This is a genomic window from Streptomyces sp. SID5910 (assembly GCF_009862125.1).
In the GTDB taxonomy this organism is placed as follows: domain Bacteria; phylum Actinomycetota; class Actinomycetes; order Streptomycetales; family Streptomycetaceae; genus Streptomyces.
The window spans coordinates 1-3415 of the sequence record NZ_WWHX01000537.1 but is presented as its reverse complement, the minus strand read 5'-3'; the positions used below and the strand labels follow the sequence as shown (position 1 = coordinate 3415).

5 protein-coding genes are annotated in these 3415 nt (G+C 74.5%); 2 read left to right on the top strand and 3 right to left on the bottom strand.

Going from position 1 to position 3415, the window contains the following annotated elements; translation table 11 throughout:
- Positions 1 to 76: 76 nt before the first annotated feature.
- From GTW67_RS37765 to GTW67_RS18835, 3 genes are all read right to left on the bottom strand, one after another.
- The gene (locus GTW67_RS37765; RefSeq protein ID WP_161165987.1) at positions 77 to 322 is read right to left on the bottom strand and encodes a chaplin family protein; all 246 of its coding nucleotides are present in this window, start codon (positions 320 to 322) and stop codon (positions 77 to 79) included.
- Between the two features lie 126 nt (positions 323 to 448).
- Positions 449 to 1090, bottom strand: a complete 642-nt coding sequence (locus tag GTW67_RS18840) for a response regulator (protein WP_161165986.1) — start codon at positions 1088 to 1090, stop codon at positions 449 to 451.
- On the bottom strand, positions 1083 to 2228 hold the full coding sequence (locus GTW67_RS18835; RefSeq protein ID WP_161165985.1) for a GAF domain-containing sensor histidine kinase: 1146 nt from the start codon (positions 2226 to 2228) through the stop codon (positions 1083 to 1085). The genes GTW67_RS18840 and GTW67_RS18835 overlap by 8 nt, the downstream gene beginning before the upstream one ends.
- Positions 2229 to 2452: 224 nt before the next feature.
- Between GTW67_RS18835 and GTW67_RS18830 the strand changes: the two genes are divergently transcribed.
- The gene (locus tag GTW67_RS18830; protein WP_161165984.1) at positions 2453 to 3151 is read left to right on the top strand and encodes an SDR family NAD(P)-dependent oxidoreductase; all 699 of its coding nucleotides are present in this window, start codon (positions 2453 to 2455) and stop codon (positions 3149 to 3151) included.
- A gap of 8 nt (positions 3152 to 3159) precedes the next feature.
- Positions 3160 to 3415 (top strand): S-adenosylmethionine:tRNA ribosyltransferase-isomerase (locus GTW67_RS18825; protein WP_161165988.1); only part of this gene is annotated, 256 nt, incomplete at its 3' end.

The following is a 3415-nucleotide window of genomic DNA, read 5'->3' as shown; positions in this document are numbered from 1 at the left end:
GGGCTGGGCGGGCCGGGCGGCTGCCCGCAGGCTGAGCGGGCTGGGGCCTCCCGGTGGGGCGGGAGGCCCCTGGGGGTCAGTGGTTGAGGCCCAGGTTGCCGGAGGTCGGGTTGAGGAGGCCGATCACGTTGACGGTGTTGCCGACGGCGTTGACCGGGATGTGGACCGGGGCCTGGATGACGTTGCCCGAGATGACGCCCGGGGAGCCGACGGCCTCGCCGTGGGCGTGGGAGCCTTCGGTGGCGGACGCCATGCCCGCACCGGCGGCGATCAGTCCGCCGGCCACCATCGTCACGGCCGCTGCCTTCTTCAGGTTCTTCACTTGCCAAACCCTCCCTGGTGATTGCCGCGGCACTCGCCGCGGCACGCACTGGAGAACGGCCGGGTGCGAGGAAGGATGCGCCATGTGGGGGACATTCCCCCGACGGTATGAATCTCAGACCGGACGTCAGCCGGTCACACCGTGGCGTACGGCCCACAGCGCGGCCTGGGTGCGGTCCGCGAGGTCGAGTTTCATCAGGATGTTCGAGACGTGGGTCTTCACGGTCTTCTCGGAGAGGACCAGCGCCCGGGCGATCTCCCGGTTGGACCGGCCGTCCGCTATGAAGCCCAGCACCTCGCGCTCCCGCTCCGTGAGCGACCCCCCTCTGCCCTGGCCGGTGCCGCTCTCCTCCTGGGAGAGCAGGACGCCCGCGATCTCGGGCTGGAGCAGGATGTGCCCGGCGTGCACCGAGCGGATGGCGCCGGCCAGCGCGTCCGGGTCGACGTCCTTGTACACGTAGCCCGCGGCGCCCGCCCGCAGGGCCGGGACGACCGTGCGCTGCTCGGTGAAGCTGGTGACGATCAGTACGCGCGCGGGGTTGTCCAGCTCGCGGAGCCGGCGCAGCGCGTCCACGCCGTCCATGCCCGGCATCTTGACGTCCATGAGGATCACGTCGGGTGTCAGCTGCTCGGCGCGTTCGACGCCCTCGGCGCCGTCGGCGGCCTCGCCGACGACCTCGATGTCGTCCTGCACCTCCAGGAAGGTGCGCAGCCCCCGGCGGACCACCTGGTGGTCGTCGACGAGCAGCACCTTGATCGCATCAGCCACCGGGAACCTCCATCTCGATCGTGGTGCCCTTGCCGGGCGCCGACTCCACGGTGAGCGTGCCGCCGGCGCCGTTCGCCCGGTCCCGCATCGAGACCAGGCCCAGATGGCGTCCCGCGCGGCGCACCGTGCGCGGGTCGAAGCCGCTGCCGTCGTCGGTGACCCGCAGCACGGCTCCGGGGCCGCGCCGGGCCAGCGTCACGTCGACGTGGCCGGCCCCGGAGTGGCGCAGTGCGTTGTGCAGCGCCTCCTGGGTGACGCGCAGCACGGCCTCCTCCTGGGCGGCGGGCAGGGCCTTCACTCCGTGGGCGGTGAAGGCCACGCGCGCGGTGTGGGCGCGGTCGAGGACCTGGACCTGGGTGCGGAGGGTGGCGACGAGTCCGTCCTCGTCCAGGGCGGCGGGGCGCAGCTCCACGACGGCGGCGCGCAGCTCGTCGGCGGCCTCGGCGGCGAGCGCGGCGACCTGCTGGAGTTCGCCCTTGGCGCGTGCGGGGTCGCGGTCGACCAGGGTGGCGGCGGCCTGGGCGGTCAGGCGCAGCGAGAACAGTTTCTGGCTGACGGCGTCGTGCAGCTCGTGGGCGAGGCGGGAGCGTTCCTCGGCGATGGTCAGCTCGCGGCTGCGCTCGTACAGGCGGGCGTTGGTGAGGGCGATCGCGGCGTGCTGGGCGAGGATGCCGAGCAGTTCCTCGTCGTCCTCGGTGAAGCCGCAGCCGCCGTCCGGCTTCTGACAGTTCTTGTTGGCCAGGAAGAGCGCGCCGATGATCTCGTCGCCGTCGCGGATCGGCAGGCCCAGGAAGTCGGCCAGGTCGGGGTGGGCCGCGGGCCAGCCCTCGAAGCGGGGGTCCTTGCGGACGTCGGCGAGGCGCTCGGGCCGGGCCTCGTGCAGCATCGCGGCGAGGATGCCGTGCTGGCGCGGCAGGGGGCCGATGGCCTTCCACTGCTCGTCGCTGACGCCGTCGACCACGAACTGGGCGAAGCCGCCGTGGTCGTCGGGGACGCCGAGGGCCGCGTACTGGGCGTCGAGCAGCTCGCGGGCCGAGGCGACGATCGTCTTGAGGACGTCGCGCACCTCCAGGTGTCTGCTCATGGCCAGCAGCGCGGAGCTCACCGCGGCGAGGCCGGACCGGGGGCCGTGACTCATGTCCTCACGGTACCGGCGGGCCCTGCCAGTGCGGATCGGACCGGTGGCGGCCGCCGTCTGGGGCGCTGGACCTAGGGCGCGGGGTGTAGGGCCCGGGTTCCGTCCCCGGCCCTAGGGCGAAGGGCCCCGAGCGGTTGCGGCCCGTGCCCGAGGCGGGCGGGGCGGCCCGGTTCCTAGGTTGAGGCCATGCCGATCAGGCGGCGCCGACGACGAGGAGACGGATCATGCCGGTAGCGATCATCACGGGGGCGTCGAAGGGACTGGGCCGGGCGCTCGCCGAGGCCCTGGCGGAGCGGGGCTGGAATCTGGTGCTCGACGCCAGGACGCCTCAGGTGCTGGAGGACACGGTGGCGGCGCTGGCGGCGTACGGCACGCGGGTGGCGGCGCTGCCCGGGGATGTGACGGACGCCGGGCACCGGGCGGAGCTGGTGGCGGCGGCGTGGCGGCTGGGCGGGGTGGACCTGCTGGTCAGCAACGCGAGCGCGCTGGGCGCGGAGCCGCTGGTGCGGCTGGAGGAGCTGCCGCTGGACGGGCTGCGCCGGGCGCTGGAGGTGAACGCGGTGGCGGCGCTGGGGCTGGTGCAGGAGGCGCTGCCGCTGCTGCGGTCGGCCGCTGCGGGCGCGGTGGTCACGGTCAGCTCGGACGCCGCCGCCGAGGCGTACGAGACGTGGGGCGGTTACGGGGCGTCCAAGGCGGCCCTGGACCAGCTGGCGGCGGTGCTGGCCGCCGAGGAGCCGGGGCTGCGGGTGTGGGCGGTCGATCCCGGGGACATGGCGACGGACCTGTACGCGGCGGCCGTACCGGACGACGACGGTCCGCGGCCCGATCCGGCGGATGTCGTCCCGGCGCTGCTGCGGCTGCTGGACGAGCGGCCGGCCAGCGGGCGCTACGCGGCCCCCGCGCTGTTGGAGGGACGGCGGTGACGCTGGCCATGGGGGTCCCCCCGCGCGAGCCCGTTCGAGCGTGGGGGAACGTTCCCGAGGAGCTGTCGGCGCGGCTGCCGGCCGAGCAGCGGGGTCCCGGGCGGGACCGGGACGACGTGCGGCTGCTGGTGTCGCGGGGCACGGAGGTGTCGCACCACGCCTTCGCGGAGCTGCCGGGGCTGCTGCGGGCCGGGGACCTGCTGATCGTGAACACGTCGGCCACGCTGGCCGCGGCCGTCGACGGGCGGGTGGGGGACGCGCGCG